Source organism: Saccharopolyspora ipomoeae, from assembly GCF_029952525.1.
Lineage (GTDB): Bacteria > Actinomycetota > Actinomycetes > Mycobacteriales > Pseudonocardiaceae > Saccharopolyspora > Saccharopolyspora ipomoeae.
Genome location: NZ_JASAOF010000008.1, coordinates 18,053 through 41,111, shown reverse-complemented (window position 1 = coordinate 41,111; position 23,059 = coordinate 18,053). Strand labels below are relative to the sequence as shown.

The following is a 23,059-nucleotide window of genomic DNA, read 5'->3' as shown; positions in this document are numbered from 1 at the left end:
TGCGAAGCGGATAAGAATCCGGTAGCTTCGGATCCACCTGAAGCGGATGACTATCCGTTCAGGGTCGAGTCTAGCTCCCACCACCACGAGCATTCCGCCCTCCGCGTTCTGCGTGCTGGGCGGGGAAGAGATTCTGTGGACCTCTCACTGGAAATCAACGGCAGGACGGAAGAGCTCAGCGTCGATCCCGGCGTGACCCTGCTCGACGCGCTGCGCGAGAAGCTCGACGTGACCGGCCCCAAGAAGGGCTGCGACCGGGGCCAGTGCGGTGCGTGCACCGTGCACGTCGACGGCCGTCCCGTCCTGTCCTGCCTCACGCTGGCGGCCACCGTGCAGAAGCCGGTGACGACCGTCGAAGGGCTCGCCGACGACGAGTCGCTGCACCCGGTGCAGCGCGCGTTCCTCGACCAGGACGCGCTGCAGTGCGGTTTCTGCACGTCAGGCCAGATCATGTCGGCCGTCGCGGCGGTCGAGCAGGACGTCGAGGACGTCCGCGAGTTCATGTCCGGCAACATCTGCCGCTGCTCGGCCTACCCGAACATCGTCGCGGCAGTGGAGCAGGCCAGGCAGGGTCCCGAGAAGGCCACGCAGGGCCCCGAGAAGACGAGGCAGGGCTGATGCGCACCTTCGAACTCACCGCACCCACCACGATCGAAGAGGCGCTCGGCGACACCGGAACCTTCCTGGCCGGCGGCACCACCCTCGTCGACCTCATGAAGCTCGACGTGCTCACCCCGCAGCGGGTGCAGAACATCAACGGTCTGCCGCTGCGCGGGATCGACACCTCCGACGGCCTCCGCATCGGCGCGCTGGAGCGGATGAGCGACGTCGCGGCGAATCCCGGCGTGTACCCGGCGATCTCGCGGGCGCTGCTGCAGAGCGCCTCGCAGCAGCTGCGGAACATGGCCAGCATCGGCGGCAACCTCATGCAGCGCACGCGTTGCGGGTACTTCCGCGACGTCGACATGCCCTGCAACCGGCGCGATCCGGGCAGCGGCTGCCCGGCGATCGAGGGCGCCAACCGGATGCACGCGATCCTGGGCACCAGCGACTCCTGCGCGGCCACCCACGCCAGCGACCTCGCGGTCGCGCTGGTCGCCCTCGACGCCGAGGTCCGGCTGGTCAGCGCCGGAAGCGAGCGCACCGTGAAGCTGGCCGACTTCTACATGCAGCCGGGCCAGACGCCGGAGGCCGAGCACGACCTGCGCGAGGGCGAGCTCATCGGCGAGGTCGTCGTGCCGAAGCTCGACTGGGCCGTGAACTCGACCTACGTCAAGGTCCGCGACCGGCAGTCCTACGAGTTCGCGCTGACCTCGGCCGCGGTGGCGCTGGACGTGCGCGACGGCGTGATCGCCGACGCCCGCGTCGCAGCGGGCGGCGTGGCGACGGTGCCGTGGAAGCTCGGCGTCGTCGAGGACGTGCTGCGCGGCAAGCCCGCCACCCAGGAGACCTTCGAAGCCGCCGCCGCGCTCGCCGCCGAAGGCGCGAAGCCGTTGTCCGGCAACGCTTTCAAGGTGTCCCTGCTGAAGCGGACGATCGTCCGCGCCCTGCTCGAAACCACCGAAGGGATGCAGCTGTGACCGCTCGGCTGGACGGCCCGCTGAAAGTCACCGGCCAGGCCAAGTACGGGGCCGACAACAACGTCCCCGGCACGGTCTACGGCTACCTCGTGCTCAGCACGATCGCGCACGGCGAGATCGAGAGCATGGACGTCACCGCCGCCAAGAGCGCGCCCGGTGTGCTCGGCGTGTACACGCCGTTCGACAAGCTGGAGTTGAACACACCGACCTCGATGCTGGGCGAGACGTGGGTTCCGCTGCAGGACCGCGAGGTCACCTACTACGGCCAGCCGATCGGGTTCGTCGTCGCCGAGACCTTCGAGCAGGCCCGCGACGCGGCGGCCCTGGTGCGCACCGGCTACCAGGCCAGGCCCGGCAAGACCTCGTTCGAGGCGGGCCTGGCCGAGGCCGAGCCGGCACCGGGCCGCGAAGACCTGGAGATCCTCGACGAGGAGTCCGGCGTGGCCTCGATCGCCGAGGCTTTCGAGGCCAGCCCGGTCGTGGTGGAGCAGACCTACTCGACCGCGACCCAGAACCACGCCGCGATGGAACCGCACTCCGCGGTCGCGGTCTGGGAGGGCGACGAGCTCACGCTCTACACCCCGAACCAGGGTTCGCACCTGCTGGCCGCCGACATGGCCGCCGCGCTGGGCGTGGACGCCTCGAAGGTCCACGTCGTGAACCCGTACGTGGGCGGCGCTTTCGGCGGCAAGGGCAAGACCTCCACGCCGGCGTTCCTCGCCTCGGCGGCCAGTCGGGCTCTGGGCCGGCCGGTCAAGGCGACCCTGACCCGCGAGCAGGTGTTCACCGCGACCGCGGGCCGCGCCGCCACGCAGCAGAGGGTGGCGCTGGGAGCCGACCGCGACGGCAACCTGATCGCGGTCCGGCACGACTCGTGGTGCACCACCGACGCGGCGCGCTCGTTCGTCGAGCCGACCTCGCACGGCACCTCGCTGGAGTGGTACGCGACGCCGAACCTCGCGGTGTCGCAGCGGATCGTGCCGCTGAACGTCCCGCCGACGACGTTCATGCGCGCCCCCGGTGAGGCGCCGGGCTCGTTCGCGCTGGAGAGCGCGATCGACGAGCTGGCCGTCGAGCTGGGCATGGACCCGATCGAGCTGCGCAAGCGCAACAACTCGACCGCCCCGCCCGGCAAGGACCTGCAGTGGTCCAGCAAGCACCTCGACGAGTGCTTCGACCTCGGCGCGCAGCGGTTCGGCTGGGCCAACCGCACTCCGCAGGGCCGCACCGAAGGCGACTGGCAGGTCGGCATGGGCGTGGCGGTGGCCATGTTCCCGGCGCTGCGGTTCCCGGCCACGGTCGGCATCCAGCTGCGGGCCGACGAGACGGCCGTGGTCTCCACCAGCGGTGCCGACCCGGGAACGGGCCTGCTGACGGTGATGCGCCACATCGGCGCGGAGTCGCTGGACCTGCCGGAGGACCGGATCACGCCGCAGCTGGGCGATTCCGCGCTGCCGCCCGGCGGCCTGTCGGGCGGCTCGACGGCGACGGCCAGCGTCGGCACCGCGATCCAGCTCGCGGGCACGGCCGCGGTCGACGAGCTCACCGCGCTGGCCTCCGGGCCGGGTGCGCCGTTCGCGGGCAAGGACGTCACCTACGCCCACGGCGAGCTGTTCGCCGACGGCGAGTCGATCACCTTCGGCGAGCTGCTGCGGGCGCTGGGCCGCGATTCGGTGTCGGTGACCGGTACTTCGCAGCCGGGGGAGGAGCTGACCAAGCACTCCTTCAGCTCGTTCGGCGCGCAGTTCGTCGAGGTCAAGGTGCACAGGTGGACGCGCGAGACCCGGGTGTCGCGGATGCTCGGCGTGTTCGACTGCGGCCGGATCATCAACGAGAAGCTGGCCACGAGCCAGCTGCAGGGCGGCATGATCTGGGGCATCTCGGCGGCGCTGCACGAGGCCGTGGAGGTCGAGGGCAACGGCCGGCTCGCCAACGGCGATTTCGCGAGCTACCTGCTGCCGGTCAACGCCGACATCCCCGAGGTCGACGTGGAGTTCGTGAAGTACCCGGACACGCTGCACAACTCGGTGGGCGCCAAGGGCCTCGGCGAGATCGGCACGGTCGGCGTCGCCGCCGCGGTCGCCAACGCGGTCCACAACGCGACCGGCATCCGAGTCCGCCACATCCCGATCACCATCGAAGACCTGCTGGTGGACTGAACCCTCCCCGCGAGGAGAACCTGTCACGAAGCGGCCCCCGGGGGAACCCCTCCGGGGGCCGCTTCGTGGTCGTGGGATGCGTCCGTCACCAGTGGACAGTTTTAGCCATAATTGACCGGGCAAAACGAACATTGATCATGGGCAATTATGGCTAAAACTGTCCGTAGTCCAGGAGCTCTCACCCCGATGGGCGTCATGATCACTCGATCGGCCTGAGGCTCGGGTGAAAACCGGCAACCGGGAATGGTCTGGGCCAGTCGGGTCTTGATGGGTTCTTGCACGTTCCGCGCGGTGATCGACCGGCGTAGCTTCGGCCGGGCATTTTCATACGCATTCCGATTGGGGAACAGAGTATGACGGTGTCCAGGCGAACGTTCCTGATCTCCGGTGCGCTGGTCGCGGGAGCGACCGCGCTGCCGATCTCCCGGCCTCTCACCTCGATGGCAAGCGCGGACGGCTCGTGGCTGGCCGATTCCGTGATGTACCAGATCTACCCGCAGACCTTCGCCGACTCCGACGGCAGCGGCGTCGGCGACCTGCAGGGCATCATCGACCACCTCGACCACCTGCAGTGGCTCGGCATCACCGCGGTGTGGATGAACCCGATCTTCCCCTCCCCGCTGACCGACGCCGGTTACGACGTCTCCGACTACGTCGGCGTGCACGAGCGCTACGGCACGCAGGACGACGTGGCCCTGCTCGTCGACGAAGCGCGCAGGCGCGGCATCCGCATCCTGTTCGACCTGGTCGCCGGGCACACCTCGGACCAGCACCCGTGGTTCCTCGACTCGCTCAACGACCCCGCGGACGACCGGTTCGTCTGGGCGACCCCCGATCAGTTCCCGAACGGCGAGCTGCCGGAGAACTTCGTCACCTCGCCGGGTCCCCGCGAGGGCGCGTTCCTGAAGAACTTCTACGACACCCAGCCCGCCATCAACTACGGCTACGCGCGGATGAACCCGGACGAACCGTGGCGGCAACCGATCGACGCCGAAGGGCCCAAGCGCAACCGGGAAGCGATGCGCGAGGTGATGGATCACTGGCTGCAGCTGGGCATCTCGGGTTTCCGTTGCGACATGGCGGGCAGCCTGATCAAGGACGATCCGGGCCTCGTCGAGACCGGCGAGCTCTGGGGCGAGATGGCGGCCTGGCTCGACGACAACCACCCCGACGCGGTGCTGGTCTCGGAGTGGGGTGACCCGAAGGTCGCGGTTCCGGCCGGTTTCGACGGCGACTTCTTCTTCCAGACCGGCGAGGCATGGCGGTCGTTGTGGCAGGACAACCCCTACTTCGGTGCCGACGGCACCGGCACGGCGAAGATCTTCGTCGACGCCTGGCGCGAGGCCGAGGACGCCATCGGCAGGCCCGGGGGAGTGATCCTGCCGTCGGCCAACCACGACACCGCGCTGCGGCTGAACAACGGCGTCCGCACGCCGGAGGAGATCCCCGCGGTCTACGCGTTCTGGCTGACCTGGCCGATCGTCCCGCTGATCTACTACGGCGAGGAGATCGGCATGCGCCTGGTCGAGGGCCTGCCGGACGTGGAGGGCAGCGACGGGCGGCAGAACAACCGCACGCCGATGCAGTGGAACACCGGTCCCAACGCCGGTTTCTCGACCGCTCCCGCCGAAAACCTCTACCTCCCGCAGGATCCCGACCCGAACCGGCCGGACGTCGAGACCCAGCGCAACGATCCGGGATCGCTGCTGAACCTGGTGCAACGCCTCATCGCCCTGCGTCGGTCCCACGCCGAGCTCGGCATCGGCGCCGACGTGCAGGTCTTCCACGACGGCTACCCGCTGACCTACTTGCGCGGCGACCGGTTCCTGGTCGCGGTCAACCCCAGCCGGAACCCGGTCACCGTCACGGTCCCCGACGATCGCCTGGCCGGCGCCACCCCCGTCGAGGACAGCGGGGTCACCGTCGACGGTCACGACCTCGCGGTCCCGGCCTTCGGCTACGCCGTCCTCGACCTGAAGTGACCTCGCGGCCGCGCTCGGTGGGCGCCGGGCGCAGCCGCGGTCGAATTCTGGGAACGGGAGGGGAATGTGAATACGACGTGCCTTCCGTGATCGATCCGGATGACGTACATTCCACCCGGCTTTGAATACGTATTCAGACGGGAGCTGGGTGCTGTGGTGTCGAGGCGGTCGTTCATGGTCGGTACGGGGGCGGTGCTCGCGGGAGCGGCTGCGATGCCGATCGCGCGGATGAGGCCCGCCGCGGCGTCCGGTCAGCCCTCGTGGCTGGCCGACGCCGTGCTCTACCAGGTGTATCCGCAGAGCTTCGCCGACACCGACGGCAGCGGGATCGGCGACCTGCGCGGCATCACCGAGCACCTCGACCACCTGGCCTGGCTCGGCGTGACCGCGATCTGGGTGAACCCGGTCTACCCGTCGCCGTTCACCGACGCCGGCTACGACATCACCGACTACGTCGGCGTGCACCCGCGCTACGGCACGCAGGACGACGTGGCCGCGATGGTGGAAGCGGCGCGGTCGCGCGGCATCCGGGTGCTGTTCGACCTGGTCGCCGGGCACACCTCGGACCAGCACCCGTGGTTCCTCAACTCGCTGAACGACCCCGCCGACAACCGCTACGTGTGGGCGACGCCGGACCAGCTGCCGCCGGACGGCAGCCTGCCGGAGGACTTCGTGGCCTCGCCCGGACCGCGCGAGGGCGCGTTCCTGAAGAACTACTACGACACCCAGCCCGCGATCAACTACGGCTACGGCCGGATGAACCCGGACGAGCCGTGGCGCCAGCCGGTCGACGCCGAAGGCCCCAAGCGCAATCGGGAAGCGATGCGCGAGGTGATGGATCACTGGCTGAAGCTGGGGATTTCCGGCTTCCGCTGCGACCTGGCGGCGACGCTGGTCAAGGACGACCCGGGCTGGGTCGAGACCGGCAAGCTGTGGGGCGAGATGCGGGCGTGGCTCGGCGAGAAGCACCCCGACGCGGTGATGATCGCCGAGTGGGGCGACCCGGCCACCTCGGTCCCGGCGGGCTTCGACGGCGACTTCTTCCTGCCCGTCAACGGTCCCGGCGACGGCGCGCCGTGGAAGACGTTGTGGCAGGACAACCCCTACTTCGGCGCTGACGGGACCGGCACCGCCAAGGTCTTCGTCGACGCGTGGAAGGAGACCGAGCGGACCATCGGGCGTCCCGGGCACGTCCTGCTGCCCTCGGCCAACCACGACGGCGCGCTGCGGCTCAACAACGGGGTCCGCAAGCCGGAGGAGATCCCGGCGGCGTTCGCGTTCTGGCTGACCTGGCCGACCGTTCCGACCCTGTACTACGGCGAGGAGATCGGGATGCGCCTGATCGAAGGGCTCCCCGACGTCGAGGGCAGCGCGGGCAGGCAGAACAACCGAACGCCGATGCAGTGGGACGACGGGCCCAACTCCGGGTTCTCCACGGCTCCGGCCGACGAGCTCTACATCCCGCAGGATCCCGACCCGAACCGGCCGACGGTCGCCGGCCAGCTCGCCGATCCGGGTTCGCTGCTGAACTTCGTGCAGCGGGTCATCGCGCTGCGCAAGCGCCACCCCGAGCTCGGCAGCAGGGGTGCGGTGGAGGTGTTCCACGACGGGTACCCGCTGACTTACTTGCGCGGTGACCGGTTCCTGGTGACGGTCAACCCGAGTCGCGAGGAGGTGGCCGCGGAGGTGCCCGACGAACGGCTGGCGCGCGCGAAGCCGGTGGAGGACAGCGGTGTCCGCATCAGCGGGCGCACCGTGACGGTTCCGGCTTTCGGATACGCCATTCTCGATCTTCGATGATTTTGCGGTGAGCGGCCGGACTCGGATCATCCTGAGTCCGGCCTTTTCTTGATCGCATTCCGAGAAAGCTCATCCCGCAATTCTTTTCATGTTTCGACCGTCCGACCAAATAGGATGTTCAGGTCGCCCAATGGTGGTTACCGCCAGGCCGAATTCGAAATGGAAGATTAAGCTCCACAACGATCTTCGCATGATCGTTGATATTGCTCCCTCGGTTCGGAAAGTCGTTCTCCATGTCCAAGCGCCGATCGAAATCGGCCTTCATCTCAGTGCTCATGGCACTGTCCATGGGGGTCCTGGCCCACGCACCCGCGTACGCGGAACCGCTTCCCGCGCAATACTCAGGATCCACCTCCGGTGACGTTCTCTCCCTCGGTCTCAGCGGTCTCGGCGTGCCCACCATCGACGCCGACATCGGTAATTCGGCCACGGACATCAACAGCACCGAAGACCCTCGGGCGCACGCGGAATCCTCCAACGTCGGGGCGAACGCGCTGGGCCTGCCGGTCGACTTGATCAGCGGTGAGGCCAATTCCGGGCCGGGAACACCGACCGATTCCTACGCGATGGGCCTCGGTGACATCACCGTTCCGGGCGTGCTCAACGTCGGCGCGCTGCAGGGCTCGGGCAGCACGAACTGGCCGGGGGGGACCTCTCCTGCGTTCCCGACGGCACGCCCATCGCCGAATCGACCACCGAGCTGGCCAACGCCAACCTCGGGATCGACGTCGCAGGCACCGGGCTGAACGTCCTGAACGTGGGCGCGGTGTCGACGTCGGGCAACACGACGCTCAACGCGGGTTCGGTCGTCTCGACCGCGACGGGCAACGTCGCGAGCCTGTCGCTGATCAACAACCTCGTCCAGGTCCAGGTGCTCGACTCGCCCACGATCACCGCGACCTCCGACGGGACGACCGGCACGGTCACCGCCGACGACTACTCGGTCGCGGTGACGATCGCCGGGCAGACCACCGTGCTCACCGCGGGCATGTCGATCCCGATCAACCTCGACCTCGGGTTCGCGCAGACGAACCTGACGCTGAGCGTCGGTGAGCTGCAGGACAACTCGGTCGGGGCGACCGCGTCGGGCTCGATGGACTTCCTCAACCTCAGCGGTTCCATCTCGGCACCGCTGCTGGGGCAGATCGCGAACCTGGACCTCGGACTGCTGCCGCTGAGCGCCACGGCGACGGCCCCCGAGGGCGGCGTGGAGTGCGACCGCGTCGACGCGCCGACGATCACCTCGCCGCTGGACGGCTCCACGGTCACCGACAACCCGCCGACGATCACCGGCACGGGTGTTCCCGGCGCGGAGGTGACCGTCTACGACAACGGTCAGCCGATCGGCACCACGACGGTCAATCCGGACGGGACGTGGACGTTCACGCCGACGGAGCCGTGGAGCCCCGGTGATCACCAGATCACCGCGACGCAGTCGGGCCCCGACGGCGCGACGTCGGACCCGTCGAACTCCGTCACGGTCACGGTTCCCGGCCCGCCCGCGCCGGAACCGCCGGTGATCACGTCACCGGCGACGGGGACCACTGTGGACGACACCACGCCGCCGATCACCGGGACCGGTGAGCCGGGCGCGACCGTGACCGTCTACGACAACGGTCGGCTGATGGGCACGGCCGTGGTCAACTCCGACGGCACCTGGACGTTCACCCCGAGCGAGCCGTTGTCCTGCGGCGAGCACACCATCACGGCGACGCAGACCACCGACGCCCGCGCGGCTTCGGAAGCGAGTGCTCCCGTGACGATCACGGTCGCCTGCCCGTCGGGCGGCACCGGTGACGGTGGTGGTGTTCAGCAGACCTCGGGATCGGGTGGCGGCTCGACCGCGCCGCTGGCGCAGACCGGTTCGCCGGTCGACGTCGGACTGCTGGGACTGCTCGGCGTGCTGCTGATGCTCGGCGGCGCCACCGCGGTGCACCGCACCCGCAAAACCAAGTCCTGACACCGGGAGAGATCGACATCGGCGCCGGGCACCCTCGCGGTGCCCGGCGCCGGTCTTCGTCCGGGTGCGGCGGGGCGTTCGAAGTGGGTGGGGGACAGTTTTAGCCATAATTGTCCGGGCAAAACGGACATTGATCATGGGTGATTATGGCTAAAACTGTCCCAACCCTCGGCCGAGGCCGGGAGCCCTGGGGCCCGGGGGCCCGGGGGCCCGTCCGGACAGTCTTCACTGGAACTGCCCCGGCCACTGCTCTCGTGGCCCCGGGTGGCCCTGCCCCGAGCGTTCAGGCGTCGAGGATCGTCGGGGTGTATTCGAGGAGTTGGAGGCGGTTGTCGAAGGTGCGGCTGGTGATCAGGTCGAGCTTGATGTCGGGGTAGCCGTCGAAGATCCGCTCCCGGCCGGTCTTGCCGGTGATGACCGGGAAGACGACCACGCGGAACCGATCCACGACGCCGGCTTCCAGCAGCGAACGGCTCAGGCTGAGGCTGCCGATGGTGCGCAGCTCCCGGGTCTCGCGTCGCTTCATCTCCCGGACCGCGGTGACGGCATCGCCCGTGATCAGCTCGCTGTTCTCCCAGGCCAGCGGCGCGGTCAGGGTGGAGGAGAAGACGACCTTGGGCAGCGCGGTCAGCTCGGCGAGTCCGGCTTCTGACGGTGCTTCGGCGGCGAAGCCGGACATCAGCCGGTAGGTCGTCGCGCCCATGAGCGCGACGTGCTGCGCCTCGGCCTCCCCGGCGATCCAGTCGAGGTATTCCGGCCCCTCCATTCCCCAGAACCCGGGCCATCCCTCGGCGGACGCGTACCCGTCGAGCGAGATGATGAAGTCCACCATCAGTTCCGACATCTCGATCTCCTTCCAGCGCAGCTCCTGCGAGGAATGACCGATGCGAGGGCGGAAACTCATCGGTCGTCGGGGCCGAGCCCCAGGAGCCCTCAGCCGTCGGCGCCCGAGGTGAGGGGGAAGGAGGCGTGGACTCGGTAGCCGCCCTCGGGGGTGCGGCCGGTGTGGAGGGTGCCTCCGGTGAGGGCCACCCGTTCGCGCATGCCGACCAGCCCGAACCCGGAGGTGGGGAGTGCGACGTCGTGCCCGCGAGTGCTCCGGCGGTTGGTCACCTCCACCGACAGCTCCTCGTCCTCGCAGCGCACCTCCACCCGAACCGCCGCGTGCGGGGAGTGCTTGGCGGCGTTGGTCAGCGCTTCCTGCACCACGCGGTAGGCCGCGCGCCCCACCTCGGGCGGGACCTCAGGGGCGGGTTCGGGCATCTCCAGCCGCACGTTCGCCCCCGACCGCACGGCGCCGTCGACGAGGTCGGCGATGCCGGTGGTGCTCGCCGACGCGGGCTCCGGTTCGGCGTCGTCGCGCAAGGCGCGCAACATGTCGTGCAGCTCCGAAATCGCGGTCGCGCTGGTCGAGCGGAGGACCTCGGCGAGCTCCGCGCTGCGCTCGTCGGTGGCCTGGCGGGCGAGCGCGTCGGCGTGCCGGGAGACCACGCCGATGCGGTGCGCGACGACGTCGTGCATCTCGCGGGCGATCTCGCGCCGCTGCGCCTCCACGGCCCGCTCGGCCAGCAGCTCCCGCTCGCGCTCGATCTGCGCGGCCCGCTCCCGGAAGTCGGCCAGCGCGCGCCGGCGTCCGAACACCCACAGCCCGAGAAGCAGCGGCACGACCACCGTTCCGACGACGACGCTCGCCATCGGGACCAGCACGAACCGCTCCCAGCCCCAGATGAGCGGCACCTCGGCCCCCAGGTGGGCGGCGACGGCGATCCACGTCAGCCCTCGCGGGCCGAGCCTGCTCGCCGCGGTGTAGAGCGCGACCTCGGACAGGCCGATCACGGGATCCATCGGCAGGCCTGTCGCGGCGACCACCAGCGCCACCGCGAACGGGAAGCGCCTGCGCACCACCAGCGCGAGGAATCCGGTGATCAGCGCCGCGATCGTCAGCGGAGCGGTGTCGCTGAGACGGCCGCCGTGCGAGTAGAACTCCCCGGCGATCGGGGCCGCCGCCACCGCGAGGTCGAACAGCAGCGACCGCGGCGAACCGTCCCACCACGCCAACCACGAGCGCTTCCGTTCGACCAGCACGCCCGTCACGGTACTCACACGTCGCGACGGGTCAGCACGATGGCGGAGGCCCCCAGCAGCACCGCCGCCAGCCCCAGCAGCGGCAGCGCCCCCGGCCACTCGGGGGAGTCGTTGATCAGCTGCCGCGCCGAGTAGAACGGGTGCAGCACGGTCAGCAGCCACTCCGGCAGGTCCAGCCGGTTGATCAGGAACATCTCGATCTGCGGCCACACCACCAGCATCGCGATCGGCGTGATCGACCCGTGCAGCAGCACCGCGAGCCCCAGCCCCACCAGCGTGGCCAGCGCGGTGTAGACGATCGCCCCCGAGCCCAGCGCCAGCGAGGTCGACACCGTCGGCGCCGCCCCGAACATCCCCGCGAGCACCAGCCAGGACGAGGCGAGCACCGCGCACTCGGTGACGATCGCGGCCGAGGTGACCACGACCGCCTTGGCGAGCAGCACGTGCGTCCGGGACCGGGCGGTGAGCACCGTCGTCACGATCGTCCGGTGCCGGTACTCGGTCCCGAAGGCGTTGACCCCCAACGCCGCCACCAGGACCGTGAACAGCCACGCGACCGAGAGCACCTTGTCGAAGGTGATGTCGCCGGTGTCGCGGCCGTCGTGCGCGACGATCGTCAGCAGCAGCTGGACGACCACCGCGGACCCCATCAGCACCCAGTTGGACCGCAGGCTCCGGAACGCGGCCCACTCGTACCCCAGCGAGCGCCCGAAGCCGGGGGATCGGTCGGCGAGCGGCTGGGCTTCCAGCGTCCTCATGCTGCTTCTCCTCGGTAGCTCGTGGCGTCGGCGGTGGCGTTGAAGAACGCGTCCTCCAGGCTGCTGCGGCGGGTGTGCAGCTCGCGGATCGCGACACCGGCCCGGCGGGCGGCGGCGCTGACCGCGTCGACGTCGCCGCTGTCGACCCGCAGCGCGCCGTCGTCCTCCTGCGCGACCGGGAACCCGTTGGCGCGCAACCACTCCTGGAACCGATCGGCGTCAGGGGTCCGGACGACGACGTGGGTGCGGGTGTGCGCGGCGATGAAGTCGCGCACCGGCTCGGCGGCGATCAGCTTGCCCTCGCCGATGACCACGAGGTCGTCGGCGAGCTGCGCGACCTCGGAGAGCAGGTGCGAGGAGACGAACACGGTCTTGCCCTCGTCGGCGAGGTTGCGCAGCAGCGCCCTGATCCAGCGCACCCCTTCGGGGTCGAGCCCGTTGGTGGGCTCGTCGAGGATCACGTGCTCCGGGTCGCCGATGAGCGCCGCCGCGATGCCCAGCCGCTGCTGCATGCCGAGGCTGAACCCGCCCGCGCGGCGGAACCGCACGTCGTCGAGCCCGACGGCGGCCAGCACTTCGCGCACCCGCTGCTCGGGGATCCCGGCGCCCGCCGCGATCATCCGCAGGTGCTGGAGCGCCGTGCGGCCCGGGTGCACGGCCCGAGCGTCGAGCAGCGCGCCCACGCTGCGCACCGGGTTCGGCAGTTCTCGGTAGGTGCGGCCGCCGAAGCGCACCTCGCCCTCGCCGCGGTCGAGGCCGAGCATGAGCCGCATCGTCGTGGACTTGCCGGCCCCGTTCGGGCCGAGGAAGCCGGTCACGACCCCCGGCCGGATGGTGCAGGTGAGCTGGTCCACGGCGAGCTGGTCGCCGTAGCGCTTGGTCAGTTCCCTGATGGTGATCAACCCTGCTCCTCGATGTCGGATCGGATGTCCCGCATGGCATCGAGAATCGCGAATCCGCAGGGTGCGGGGCGTCTTACTTCCAGCTACGAGTCGGTACGACTTTCGGGCACCTTCGGCAGCACCGCCGCCACCCGGAACCCGCCGTCGCCGGTCGGCCCGGTCTCCAGCGTCCCGCCCGCGAGGGCGACCCGCTCCCGCATCCCGAGCAGCCCGTACCCGGCGCCGGAGGCGGGCGGCTGCGCGCTCGGGCCGTTGGTGACGGTCACCGACAGCGCGTCACCGGCCTCGACGACGACGGACACGTCGGCGTCCGGCGCGTGCCGCGCGGCGTTGGTCAGCGCTTCCTGCACCACCCGGTAGGCGGCGCGGCCGGTGGTCCCGGAGGTCTCCGGCAACTCGTCGGGGATGCTCAGCCGCACCCCGGGCCCGTTCTCGCGCACCAGCTCGGCGATGTCGCCCGCGGTCGGCGCCTCGGCGATCTCCGAGGGGCCTTCGCGCAGGACGCGCAGCATGCCCCGCAGCTCGGTGAGGGCCTTGGCGCTGTTGTCCCGGATGGTCTCGGCGGTCTCGGCGGTGCGCTCGTCCTTCGCGTGCATCGTCAGCGCCCCGGCCTGCAGCGACAGCACGCTGGCCCGGTGGGCGATGACGTCGTGCAGCTCGCGGGCGATGCGGCGCCGCTCCTCGCCGACGGCCCGCTCGGCCCGCAGCGCGCGTTCCCGCTCGGCCCGCTCGATGCGCTCGCGGGTGGCGGCCACGAGCACCTGCCGCTGCTGCAGCCACAACCCGAGCATGCCCGGGACCGTGAACAGCGCCGCGTTCACCCCGATGCTCAGCACGGACGCGAACCCGTCCCAGCCGGGGTAGCGGACGAAGTTCGAGCCGACCCCGACGGCGATGATCACCACACCGGTGATCCACGTCGTGCGGGACGCGCCGTAGCGCCGCGCGCAGGTGTAGAGCGCCACCCAGGCCACCGGCAGGTACTGGGCGAAGGCGATCAGCGCGATCGACACGGCTGCGAGAGCCAGCGGGAACCGCCTGCGCACCAGCAGGGCGACCAGGGCGGCGAGGTGCAGCAGGAAGACCCACGGCGAGTCGAATTCCCGGAACAGGCCGCAGAAGCACAGCGCGACGGCGACGTCGATCAGCAGGTGGTGCACCTTGCCGTCCCACCAGGACAGCAGGCGCTCACGGTCGAGGAGGTGGCGCACCGGATCGACTCTAGCTGCGCCGATCGCCGCTCACCTTCGCCGACCGGCCGGGCTGGGTACGACTTTCGGCCAAGTTCGGTCGAGCGGGTAGGGGGACGTCCCGGCGGCCGCGGATCCATAGCGTTGGTGATCGAACGACGAACTCGTGGAAGGGACACGCAATGGATTGGGAACAGCTCTTCAACAGCCCGGAGCAACTGCTCGCGTTCGGCGGCTTCGGTCTGGTCGGCCTGCTGCTGATCGGCTGGCTGGCGCTGTTCATCTGCGCGGTGGTGAGCATCATCGGTTCGCCGCTGTCGTTCGGCATGACGCTGGTGTGGCTGGTGATCGCCTTCTGCGCCCCGTTCCTGGGCGTGCTCGCGTGGTTCCTCATCGGCCGCGGAGACGCCTACCGCCGAGCCGCCTGCTAGGCCAGACCGGCGTCGTGGGCGATGATCGCGACCTGGGTTCGGTTGACGGCGTCCAGCTTGTGCATGATCCGTCCGATGTGGACTTTCACGGTGGACTGGCTCATGTAGAGGTCGGCGGCGATCTCGGCGTTGCTCGAACCCTGCGCGACGGCCACGGCCACCTCGCGCTCCCGCGCGGTCAGCTGCTCCATCTTGGTCTTCGCCGACTGCGCGGCGCCGCCGCCGGTGGAGAAGGCGGCCAGGAGCTTCCGGGTGATGCGGGGCGAGAGCATCGCCTCGCCCCCGGCGAGGGTGTGCACGGCGGCGACGAGGTCGTGCGGCCGGGTGTCCTTGAGCAGGAATCCGGCCGCCCCGTTCTGCAGGGCCGCGTGCACGTACTCGTCGATGTCGAAGGTGGTCAGCACGCCCACCGCGGGCGGGTCGGGCAGCCCGGCGATGCGCCGGGTCACCTCCAGGCCGCCGACCTCGGGCATCTGGATGTCGGTGAGCACCACGTCCGGCGCGTGCTTGGCGACCAGGTCGACGATCCCGCTGCCGTTGGCGGCCTCGGCGACCACCTGGATCTCGGGGTCGGACTCCAGGATCATCCGGATCCCGGACCGCACCAGGTCCTCGTCATCGAGCAGAACAACCTTGACGCTCACCGATCACCACGTCCGCAGCTAGAGAAGATCCACCACCTCAACGGTATATCAGCCCGCGATGTCGGCGATCAGCTTCTCGGAAACGGCCCACAGCCGCCGCCGCACCTCGACGTCGTAGGAGGTCTTGCTGGTGGCCACCGGGCGGCGCTTGATGAAGTACTCGCCGGTGACGTCGGCGACCTCCGGCGAGTTAGCCAGGTGCAGGATCGTGTCGGCGCCCTTCTCCGGCGAGATGCCGAAACCCGCGTAGAAAGCCCCGATCACGGCCTTGACGACGCCGTCGGTGCCGTTCTTGAACCCGGACGCGACGGCCCCGGGGTGCATCGCGTTGACGGTGACGTCGGTTCCGCGGAGCCGTTCGGCGAGCTCGTAGGTGAACAGGATCTGCGCGAGCTTCGACTGCCCGTACCCGCGCATCGCGTTCTTGCCGCTGCGGTTCTGGAGGTCGTCGAAGTCGATCCGCGCACCCTTGTGCGCCATCGAGCTGACGTTGACGATCCGCGCGTGCTCGGCGGCCTTGAGCTGGTCGAGCAGCGAGGTCGTCAGCAGGAAGTGCCCGAGGTAGTTGCCCGCGAACATCGCCTCCAGCCCCTCGGAGGACTCGCGGCGGGTCTGGGTGATGCCCCCGGCGTTGTTGACCAGCACGTCCAGCGTCGAGTGCCGCTCGGTGAACTCCCGCACGGCCCGGCGCACGTCGGCCATCTCGGCCAGGTCCACCACGATCAGCTCGACCCGATCGTTCCCGGTCTCGGCCACGATCGCAGCCCGCGCGGCCTCGCCCTTCTCGGCGTTCCGGCACATCATCACGACGGTCGCCCCGCCCCGGGCGAGCTCCAACGCCGTCACGTACCCGGTCCCGGAATTCGCCCCGGTCACAACACAAACCCGTCCGTCACTACCCATGCCCAACCCCGATCAGAAGTAAGCAACCGCCTACAAAGACCCTACGACCGAACCGCAACCCGACAACCGCCCCCACGCGTACGCGCGAGCCACGTGCGCTGTCCTGTCGGGGCCGATGCGCAACTGCTCCCGGTGCAAGTCGGTGTGCGCGACTCGGTCTCCGCGGGCCGGTCCGGGAAGCAGCTCTCGTTCCCGTCGACGCCGCTCGCCGCGCAGCAGCCGTCCTCGGCATCACCTGGCCCGCACTTGGCGGCCACGTCGACCCACAGATCCCCGTGTCACGATCCTCTGGCCCCGCGGTGCCATCCGCGGCTGATGTTCGAGCCCGGGGTGATTTCCGCGATCGGGCCTGTCATGGTCGAGTGCGTGCATCGGGAGAGAGCGGTCGCTGAGCTGCGCGGGGTGACGGTTCACGTCGATACCGGGCGGTGGAGCGAGACCGTTCTCCGGTCCGTGAGCTTCGCCGTGCCGGAAGGGCGGGTGACGGCGCTGCTCGGCGAGTCGGGTTGTGGGAAGTCGATGCTCGCGGCTGCTTTGACCGGGTCGCTGCCTGCGTCTGCGCAGCGCACCGGGGTCGTGCTGCTCGACGGTGAGCCCGTGGTCGATCAGCGTGAGTGGCGGCGGTTGCGCGGGAAGACCATCGGATTCCTGCCGCAGGAAGGCGTCACCGCCTTCGATCCGGGCACCGATGTCGGTTCGCAGCTGCGGGCGCTGCGCGAACGGCACGGGGGTTGGAGCGTCGAGAAGGCTTGCGCGGCAGCGCAGTACCCGGCTGAAGCGCTGAGTCTGCTTCCGGAGCAGCATTCGAGCGGGCAGATCCAGCGCGCCGCGTTGGCGGCCGCGATCCTCCCGATCCCGAAACTGCTGGTCGTGGACGAACCGACCGCCTCACTCGACACGGCCACCGCCTACGCGGTCTGGGAGAGCCTGCGTACCTGCGCCGATGCCGGAACGGCGGTCCTCGCGATCACCCACGACGTCCCGAAACTGCTCGACCTCGCCATCGTCGACCACATGCTCTTCCTCCGCGACGGCGACCTCGTCGCCGCCGGCTCTCCCGGGAGCCTCCGCACTCTCCCGGATCTCTACGTGCAGGGGTTCTTCTCGCCGCTCGGTACGTGAGGTTCGTGGTCACCAGGGGACAGTTTTAGTGAGAACTGTCCCGGCATAACGGACATTGATCATGGGTGATTCGAGGAAAAACTGTCCCCGCTGAGCGCGAACGCGAAACCCGACCGAATGCGAACGCGATAGTTGATCAAGCGCGTAAACGCGATGGTCGACCGTCTGCAGAATTGATGGTCAAGCGTCTGCAGAAGTGATAACGCGCTGGTCAGCGGGTTGGCGTTGGCGGTCTTGGAGCCGCGCGAAGGGGCCGGAGAAGTCCGTGGTCCGGAGCGGTCCGGAGCTGGAGGCTCCGGACCACGGGTGTCAGCGGCCTGCTCTTTCGACCGCGATTCCTCGGACCGACTTGAGCTCGGAGACGAGTTCGGTGCAGACGTTGACCGGCCACTTCGGGAGTTCCAGGCGGGTCTTGCCGAGGTGCACGTGCACCGGGGTGGTGCCCTTGTGCGCGGCGAAGGTCTGCTTGAGCTCGCTGATCACGTCCTCGGTGAGCTTCCGGGAGTCCGCGCGCAGCACCAGCGGCGGTTCGCTGCCCGGATCGGTCTCGGCGGCGGTGATGTCGATCGGCACGGCGTCGGAGGCGAACACGCTGATCTCGCCCTCGCGCTCGTTGACCCGGCCCTTGACCGCCAGCGCGTTGTCCTCGACCAGGCAGTCGGCGAACATCTCGTAGGACTTCGGGAAGAACAGCACCTCGATGCTGGCCTCGAAGTCCTCCAGGGTCACGATCGCCCACGGCTGACCGTTCTTGTTCAGCCGCCGCTGGATGCCGGAGATCATCCCGGCGATCTTGGGCTGCTGCTCCTTGCTGCCGTAACCGCTGGGCTCGCGCTCACCGCCGACGAGCTCGGCGATGCTGGTGTCCTGGTACGGCGCGAGGAGCCGCTCGGCGCCGTCGAGCGGGTGCGCCGAGACGTACAGGCCCAGCATCTCGCGCTCGTAGGCCAGCAGCTGCTTGCGCGGCCACTCCTCGTCGGTGAACTGCAGGTGCGCCAGCGGCGAGGTGTCCTCGGACGGCCCCGCGTCGTCGCCGCCGAAGAGGTCGAACTGACCCATCGCCTGCTGCCGCTTGAGGCCGATCACCGCGTCCACCGCGGCCTCGTGGTGGGCGTTGAGCGCCATCCGGGTGTGGCCGAGCGAGTCGAACGCACCCGCCTTGATCAGCGATTCGATGACCCGCTTGTTGCAGGCGGTGATCTCGATCTTGTCGAGGAAGTCGGTGAACGACGAGAACTTCCCCTTCTCCTCCCGCGAGGAGATGACCGACTCGACGACGTTGGCGCCGACGTTGCGGATCGCGCCCATGCCGAAGCGGATGCGGCCCTCGACGGCCGTGTGCTGGGTCATCGACTCGTTCACGTCCGGCGGCAGCACCTGGATGCTCATCCGGCGGCACTCGGACAGGTAGACCGCGGTCTTGTCCTTGTTGTTGCTGTTCGCGGTCAGCAGCGCGGCCATGTATTCGGCCGGGTAGTGGGCCTTGAAGTAGGCGGTCCAGTAGGTCACCAGGCCGTACGCCGCGGCGTGGGACTTGTTGAACGCGTAGCCGGCGAAGGGGAGGACGGTGGCCCACAGCTGCTCGATCGCATCCTTCGAGTAGCCGCGCTCCTGCATGCCCGCCGAGAAGTTGGCGAACTGCTCGTCCATCACCTCCTTCTTCTTCTTGCCCATCGCCCGCCGCAGCAGGTCCGCTTGTCCGAGCGTGTACCCGGCGACCTTCTGGGCGATCGCCATGATCTGCTCCTGGTAGACGATCAGACCGTAGGTCTCGCCCAGGATGTCCTTGAGCGGCTCGTCCAGCTCCGGGTGGATCGGCTCGACCGGCTTCTTGCCGTTCTTGCGGTCCGCGTAGTCCAGGTGCGCGTTGACGTCCATCGGGCCCGGCCGGTACAGCGCCACGCAGGCGACGATGTCGCCGAACCGGGTCGGTTGCATGCGCTTGAGCAGCGACTGCATGCCGCCACCTTCAAGCTGGAACACTCCCAGGGACTCGCCGCGGCCGAGCATCTCGTAGGTCTTGGTGTCGTCCAGCGGGATGTCCAGCGGTTCGACCTCGGTGCCGTGGTTGGCCTTCACCATCCGCACGGTGTCGTCGATCGTGGTCATGTTGACCAGGCCCAGGATATCGATCTTGAGCAGGCCCACGGCCTCGCACTGCGGGCCGTCCCAGCCGGTGATGATCTCGCCGTCGTCGCGCTTCCACAGCGGCAGCACGTCCAGCAGCGGTTCGCGCGAGATGATGTGCGCGCACGCGTGCACGCCCGCGTTGCGGATCAGGCCCTCCAGGCCGCGGGCGGTGTCGAAGATCTTGCCGATCTGCGGATCGGTCTCGATCAGCGAGCGGACCTCGGCGGCTTCCGGGTAGCGCTCGTGCTCGGGATCGACGATGCCCGACAGCGGGATGTCCTTCGCCGCGATCGGCGCGGGCAGCGCCTTGGAGAACTGGTCGGCGAGCTGGAAGCCCGCCTGCCCCATGTGCACGCGGGCGGCGTCCTTGAACGCGGCCTTCGTCTTAATCGTGCCGTAGGTGATGACCTTGGCGAAGTACTCCTCGCCGTACTTCTCCTTGGCGTACTGGATGACCCGCTCGCGCTGGCGCTCGTCGAAGTCGATGTCGATGTCGGGCGGGGAGTCGCGCTCCGGGTTGAGGAACCGCTCGAACAGCAACCCGTGCTGCAGCGGGTCGATGTCGATGATGTGCAGCACGTACGACAGCAGCGCACCCGCCGCCGAACCACGACCCGGGCCCACCCGGATGCCGTTGTTCTTGGCCCAGCGGATCATGTCGCCGACCACCAGGAAGTAGGAGCTGTAGCCCTTCTCCGTGATGACCTTGAGCTCCCACTCCAGCTGGTCGCGGTACTCCTGGGTGAACTGGCCGTCCTTGAAGCGGGTCGGGATGAACGACTCGACCTCGTCGCGCAGCATCTCCACGTCGGTGCGGCCGGCCTCGACCTTGGCCTGCGGCATCCGGTTGTGCGGCGCGAACGCCTCCTCGTAGCCCTCGACCATGTCGGTGATGAGCAGCGTGCTGTCGGCCGCGCCCGGGACCTCCTCGTCCCAGTACGCGCGCATCTCCTCGGAGCTCTTGATGTGGTAGCCGTCGCCGTTGAACTTGAACCGGTCGGTGTCGGCGATCATCGAGCGGGTCTGCAGGCACAGCAGCGCGTCGTGGTGACCGGCCTGGTCGTTGGTGACGTAGTGGCTGTCGTTGGTCGCCACCGTCCGCAGGTCCAGCTGCTTGGCGAGGTCCAGCAGCTCGGTCCGGATGTTGCGCTCCATCTGGATCCCGTGGTCCATGACCTCGATGAAGAAGCGGTCCGGCCCGAAGATGTCCTTGTAGTCCGAGGCGGCCTGCAGCGCTTCCTGCTTCTGCCCCAGGCGCAGCCGGGTCAGGATCTCGCCCGCGAGGCAGCCGGAGGTGGCGATGATGCCCTCGGAGTGCTCGGCGATGAGCTCCTTGTCCATCCGTGGCTTGCGGAAGAAGCCCTGGAGGCTGGCCAGCGAGGACAGCTTGAACAGGTTGCGCAGCCCGGTCGAGTTCTGCGCGAGCATCGTCATGTGCGTGTAGGCACCGGCGCCGGAGACGTCGCCGCTCTCGCCGTACTCGTCCACTTCCTTCTTGCCGGTGCGCGCCCGCTCACCCCAGAAGACCGGCTTCTTGTGGTAGCGGCTCTCCGGCGCGATGTAGGCCTCGATGCCGATGATCGGCTTCACCCCGGCCTTGGTGGCCTTGGTGTAGAAGGAGTGCGCCCCGTACATGTTGCCGTGGTCCGTCATCGCCACCGCGGGCTGTTCGAGCCGAGAGACCTCGGTGAACAGCGCATCATGTTTCGCAGCACCGTCGAGCATCGAGAACTCGGTGTGCACATGCAGGTGAACGAACTGATCAGACACGCAGACCTCTCCGAAGACATCGACCCGGGCGGAGCTCTCCCGACTCTAGTCGCCCCACCCGACGTGATCGCGGTGGCGCGCCAGCGTGGTCACGACCGTCCCGCAGGGAGTCGTCGACAGGCGGTTTCAGTCCGAATCGACCAGGCAAAACGGACGTCGACCCTGGACGGACCGGGCCGGAACCGACGGACTCGACGATGACCTCCGCTGGATCGACTTCGAGCCGGTCCGAACACCGACGAAGTGCTGGTCAGCGAGCAGGCCGGGAACGCCGCGCAAACCGAGGCGCCGACGGAGAGCGAGCACCGCACCGTGGGGGCCTGCGGGGGCTCGGCCCCCGCAACCAACACAACGAGGCGAGATGGTTCGCGCGTTCCGTGAACACACCTCACCCCGAGCCGAGTGGGGCCGGAGGGACTCGAACCCTCACTGTCTAGGACCTAAACCTAGTGCCTCTGCCAATTGGGCTACGGCCCCTGCGGCCCTGCGGGCCTCGGTGGACACAGCGTATCGCGTGTGTCGATCATGTTTTCGGCGGTGCGCCAGACCCGAGCAGGGGACATGGGCGCGGCTCGTGCGTCGAGTGATCCGCCGTGAACTACGGTGTGGGCAGCCAGGTGAACGTGAGGAGGACACGTGGCCCGTGATCAAGATGCCATCGAGCGTGACATCGAGCAGGCGCGTGACGCGCTGGCCGACACGCTGGACCGGCTGAGCGTGCAGGCGAACCCGCAGAAGTTCGTCGACGCAGGCAAGGCCAGCGTCAAGGAGAAGCTGAACGACCCCAAGGTGCGCTACGCGCTGATCGGGGTCGGCGCACTGGTCACCGTCGTGGTCGTGCGCAAGCTGTTCAAGTGAGGTGCCGTTGTTCTGGGGTCTCGGACCTGGCCCCAGGACAACGGAACCCGCTCACCCCGCCGCGACGGCGTCGCCCACCGCGACCGTGCCCGGCCGGGTCACCCTCATGATCACGCCGAACTTGTTCTCGTGCCGCTGGATCAGGTGAGCCTGCAGCTCCCGCCAGCGCTCCCGCCCCTCGGCGTCCCAGCTCGGCACCGCGCAGCGGATGCACGGGCCGGAGTGCTCGCCGGTCACGGCCAGCTCCACGTCGCCGACGGTGATCGTCGTGCCCGGTTCCCAGTCCTGCTCGGCGAACGGCGGCAGGTCTCCCTCGACGTGCAGGTTCGTCCGGAACCGCCGCAGGTCGACGTCGGCGCCCAGCTCCTCGCCCAGACCTCGTCGCGAGGGCTCGAAGGTGACCAGCACCGTCGGGCCCCGGTCCTGCTGGCCGTCGGCCGGGTTCAGCCGCACCGGGATGTCCAGCGACTTCGAGAGCTCGCCGGTCAGCGCCGGGTCGTCCCAGGAGAGCTGCTGGGATTCCGGTCCGACCAGGGTCGGTGAGTCGACCGGGTCCGGTTGGTCGCCGTAGTGGGCCGACCAGGACAGCAGCGACTGGTTCTGCCGGACCGTGACGATGTTGCCGACGCGGTTCGGCCGCTCGTCGAGCAGCGCGTAGGCGCGGTCACCGGCCATGCCGCGCTCGTCGAAGCGGGCGGCGGTCACCTGCTCGCCGCGCAGCGACTTCACCGGCCAGCGGCTGAGCGAAACAACCTCGGACACGAACGACCTCCCTCCGGGACGTC

The 23,059-nt window shown here is 69.1% G+C and carries 19 protein-coding genes and 1 tRNA gene; 10 read left to right on the top strand and 10 right to left on the bottom strand.

The genetic code is table 11. The annotated features are described in order from the left end of the window. The first annotated feature begins 135 nt into the window (after positions 1-135). From QFW96_RS14805 to QFW96_RS14775, 7 genes are all read left to right on the top strand, one after another. Positions 136-618 (top strand): (2Fe-2S)-binding protein, encoded by a 483-nt coding sequence (locus QFW96_RS14805; protein ID WP_281456220.1) that lies wholly within the window; start codon positions 136-138, stop codon positions 616-618. Beyond that, the gene (locus tag QFW96_RS14800) at positions 618-1,580 is read left to right on the top strand and encodes an FAD binding domain-containing protein (RefSeq protein ID WP_281456219.1); all 963 of its coding nucleotides are present in this window, start codon (positions 618-620) and stop codon (positions 1,578-1,580) included. The genes QFW96_RS14805 and QFW96_RS14800 overlap by 1 nt, the downstream gene beginning before the upstream one ends. Beyond that, on the top strand, positions 1,577-3,739 hold the full coding sequence (locus QFW96_RS14795; RefSeq protein WP_281456218.1) for a xanthine dehydrogenase family protein molybdopterin-binding subunit: 2,163 nt from the start codon (positions 1,577-1,579) through the stop codon (positions 3,737-3,739). The genes QFW96_RS14800 and QFW96_RS14795 overlap by 4 nt, the downstream gene beginning before the upstream one ends. A 359-nt stretch (positions 3,740-4,098) precedes the next feature. Beyond that, a complete protein-coding gene (locus QFW96_RS14790) occupies positions 4,099-5,721 on the top strand; it encodes an alpha-amylase family glycosyl hydrolase (RefSeq protein WP_281456217.1) in 1,623 nt (540 codons plus the stop codon). A 174-nt stretch (positions 5,722-5,895) separates the two neighbouring features. Next, positions 5,896-7,521 (top strand): alpha-amylase family glycosyl hydrolase, encoded by a 1,626-nt coding sequence (locus QFW96_RS14785; protein ID WP_281456216.1) that lies wholly within the window; start codon positions 5,896-5,898, stop codon positions 7,519-7,521. 233 nt (positions 7,522-7,754) lie between these two features. Next, positions 7,755-8,267 (top strand): hypothetical protein, encoded by a 513-nt coding sequence (locus QFW96_RS14780; RefSeq protein ID WP_281456215.1) that lies wholly within the window; start codon positions 7,755-7,757, stop codon positions 8,265-8,267. A gap of 11 nt (positions 8,268-8,278) precedes the next feature. Further along, a complete protein-coding gene (locus QFW96_RS14775) occupies positions 8,279-9,481 on the top strand; it encodes an Ig-like domain-containing protein (protein WP_281456214.1) in 1,203 nt (400 codons plus the stop codon). A gap of 283 nt (positions 9,482-9,764) precedes the next feature. Here the strand turns inward: QFW96_RS14775 and QFW96_RS14770 are convergent, their stop codons facing one another. From QFW96_RS14770 to QFW96_RS14750, 5 genes are all read right to left on the bottom strand, one after another. Then, complete coding sequence (locus QFW96_RS14770; RefSeq protein ID WP_281456213.1) at positions 9,765-10,325, bottom strand: dihydrofolate reductase family protein; 561 nt, start codon at positions 10,323-10,325, stop codon at positions 9,765-9,767. Positions 10,326-10,414: 89 nt separating this feature from the next. Next, positions 10,415-11,566 carry a sensor histidine kinase gene (locus QFW96_RS14765; protein ID WP_281456212.1) on the bottom strand — a complete coding sequence of 384 codons (1,152 nt, stop codon included), beginning with the start codon at positions 11,564-11,566 and terminating at the stop codon, positions 10,415-10,417. 14 nt (positions 11,567-11,580) lie between these two features. Further along, positions 11,581-12,324 carry an ABC transporter permease gene (locus tag QFW96_RS14760; RefSeq protein ID WP_281456211.1) on the bottom strand — a complete coding sequence of 248 codons (744 nt, stop codon included), beginning with the start codon at positions 12,322-12,324 and terminating at the stop codon, positions 11,581-11,583. After that, the gene (locus QFW96_RS14755; RefSeq protein ID WP_281456210.1) at positions 12,321-13,226 is read right to left on the bottom strand and encodes an ABC transporter ATP-binding protein; all 906 of its coding nucleotides are present in this window, start codon (positions 13,224-13,226) and stop codon (positions 12,321-12,323) included. Before QFW96_RS14755 ends, QFW96_RS14760 begins: the two co-directional genes overlap by 4 nt. A gap of 83 nt (positions 13,227-13,309) precedes the next feature. Further along, a complete protein-coding gene (locus QFW96_RS14750) occupies positions 13,310-14,437 on the bottom strand; it encodes a sensor histidine kinase (protein WP_281456209.1) in 1,128 nt (375 codons plus the stop codon). 161 nt (positions 14,438-14,598) lie between these two features. Here QFW96_RS14750 and QFW96_RS14745 point away from each other — a divergent pair, with 161 nt between their 5' ends. After that, entirely contained in the window at positions 14,599-14,847 is a 249-nt protein-coding gene (locus QFW96_RS14745; protein ID WP_281456208.1) for a PLD nuclease N-terminal domain-containing protein, read from the top strand. Here QFW96_RS14745 and QFW96_RS14740 read toward each other — a convergent pair. Together QFW96_RS14740 and QFW96_RS14735 are read right to left on the bottom strand one after the other, a co-directional pair. After that, the gene (locus tag QFW96_RS14740) at positions 14,844-15,491 is read right to left on the bottom strand and encodes a response regulator (protein ID WP_281456207.1); all 648 of its coding nucleotides are present in this window, start codon (positions 15,489-15,491) and stop codon (positions 14,844-14,846) included. The genes QFW96_RS14745 and QFW96_RS14740 overlap by 4 nt on opposite strands. Positions 15,492-15,539: 48 nt before the next feature. Then, entirely contained in the window at positions 15,540-16,394 is an 855-nt protein-coding gene (locus QFW96_RS14735; RefSeq protein ID WP_281456206.1) for an SDR family oxidoreductase, read from the bottom strand. A 366-nt stretch (positions 16,395-16,760) separates the two neighbouring features. On the opposite strand from QFW96_RS14735, the gene QFW96_RS14730 reads away from it, so the two are divergent. Continuing rightward, positions 16,761-17,516: an ATP-binding cassette domain-containing protein gene (locus QFW96_RS14730; protein WP_281456205.1), complete on the top strand. Its 756-nt coding sequence runs from the start codon at positions 16,761-16,763 to the stop codon at positions 17,514-17,516. A gap of 309 nt (positions 17,517-17,825) precedes the next feature. Here the strand turns inward: QFW96_RS14730 and dnaE are convergent, their stop codons facing one another. Further along, the gene (dnaE, locus tag QFW96_RS14725) at positions 17,826-21,416 is read right to left on the bottom strand and encodes a DNA polymerase III subunit alpha (RefSeq protein ID WP_281456204.1); all 3,591 of its coding nucleotides are present in this window, start codon (positions 21,414-21,416) and stop codon (positions 17,826-17,828) included. A gap of 403 nt (positions 21,417-21,819) precedes the next feature. Further along, positions 21,820-21,893: transfer RNA gene (locus tag QFW96_RS14720), tRNA-Leu, on the bottom strand. A gap of 159 nt (positions 21,894-22,052) precedes the next feature. Between QFW96_RS14720 and QFW96_RS14715 the strand changes: the two genes are divergently transcribed. After that, positions 22,053-22,274 carry a DUF3618 domain-containing protein gene (locus tag QFW96_RS14715; protein WP_093414760.1) on the top strand — a complete coding sequence of 74 codons (222 nt, stop codon included), beginning with the start codon at positions 22,053-22,055 and terminating at the stop codon, positions 22,272-22,274. 51 nt (positions 22,275-22,325) lie between these two features. Here the strand turns inward: QFW96_RS14715 and QFW96_RS14710 are convergent, their stop codons facing one another. Further along, positions 22,326-23,036: an MOSC domain-containing protein gene (locus QFW96_RS14710; RefSeq protein ID WP_281456203.1), complete on the bottom strand. Its 711-nt coding sequence runs from the start codon at positions 23,034-23,036 to the stop codon at positions 22,326-22,328. Positions 23,037-23,059 lie beyond the last annotated feature (23 nt).

Bases quoted from the DNA above. Each gene is read 5' to 3' on its own strand.
- QFW96_RS14800 (WP_281456219.1), top strand. From the start codon at position 618: ATGCGCACCTTCGAACTCACCGCACCCACCACGATCGAAGAGGCGCTC.
- QFW96_RS14785 (WP_281456216.1), top strand. From the start codon at position 5,896: ATGGTCGGTACGGGGGCGGTGCTCGCGGGAGCGGCTGCGATGCCGATC.
- QFW96_RS14780 (WP_281456215.1), top strand. From the start codon at position 7,755: ATGTCCAAGCGCCGATCGAAATCGGCCTTCATCTCAGTGCTCATGGCA.
- QFW96_RS14770 (WP_281456213.1), bottom strand. From the start codon at position 10,325: ATGTCGGAACTGATGGTGGACTTCATCATCTCGCTCGACGGGTACGCG.
- QFW96_RS14760 (WP_281456211.1), bottom strand. From the start codon at position 12,324: ATGAGGACGCTGGAAGCCCAGCCGCTCGCCGACCGATCCCCCGGCTTC.
- QFW96_RS14745 (WP_281456208.1), top strand. From the start codon at position 14,599: ATGGATTGGGAACAGCTCTTCAACAGCCCGGAGCAACTGCTCGCGTTC.
- QFW96_RS14735 (WP_281456206.1), bottom strand. From the start codon at position 16,394: ATGGGTAGTGACGGACGGGTTTGTGTTGTGACCGGGGCGAATTCCGGG.